Source organism: Mycobacterium sp. E1715 (assembly GCF_001667625.1).
GTDB lineage: Bacteria > Actinomycetota > Actinomycetes > Mycobacteriales > Mycobacteriaceae > Mycobacterium.
Genome location: NZ_LZJJ01000534.1, coordinates 1 through 802, shown reverse-complemented (window position 1 = coordinate 802; position 802 = coordinate 1). Strand labels below are relative to the sequence as shown.

The following is an 802-nucleotide window of genomic DNA, read 5'->3' as shown; positions in this document are numbered from 1 at the left end:
AAGGATCAGCGATGAGTGATGAGCAGGCCTCGCGGGTGGGCACGGATTTCGGGCCCTATCACCTAAAGCGGCTGTTGGGCCGGGGTGGGATGGGCGAGGTCTATGAGGCCGAGCACACCGTCAAAGAGTGGACGGTCGCGGTCAAGCTGCTCTCGGAGACCTTCAGCAAGGACCCGGTGTTTCGGGAGCGGATGAAGCGCGAAGCCCGCACCGCCGGTCGTTTGCAGGAACCGCACGTGGTGCCCATCCATGACTACGGCGAAATCGACGGGCAGATGTTTTTGGAGATGCGCCTGGTCGAGGGCACCGACTTGGACAGCGTGCTCAAACGCTTCGGCCCGCTGGCCCCACCGCGCGCGGTGGCCATCATCACCCAGATCGCCTCGGCGTTGGATGCCGCCCATGCCGCCGGGGTGATGCACCGCGACGTCAAACCGCAAAACATTCTGGTCACCCGCGATGATTTCGCCTATCTGGTGGACTTCGGCATCGCCAGCGCGACCACCGATGAAAAGCTCACCCAGTTGGGCACCGCGGTCGGGACGTGGAAATACATGGCCCCGGAACGCTTTTCCAACGCCGAAGTCACCTACCGCGCCGACATCTACGCCCTGGCCTGCGTGCTCTACGAATGCCTCACCGGCTCACCGCCGTATCGGGCCGACAGCGTCAGTGTCCTCGTCACCGCGCACATGATGGATCCGATTCCTCAGCCGACCGCGTTGCGGCCCGGGATTCCCAAGGCTTTCGATGCGGTGATCGCCCGCGGGATGGCCAAGAAACCCGCCGACCGCTACGCCAG

1 protein-coding gene is annotated in these 802 nt (G+C 64.2%); it reads left to right on the top strand.

Features of this window, described 5'->3' with window-relative positions:
• Positions 1-11 precede the first annotated feature (11 nt).
• Positions 12-802 (top strand): serine/threonine-protein kinase (locus A9X03_RS26125; RefSeq protein ID WP_156746682.1); only part of this gene is annotated, 791 nt, incomplete at its 3' end.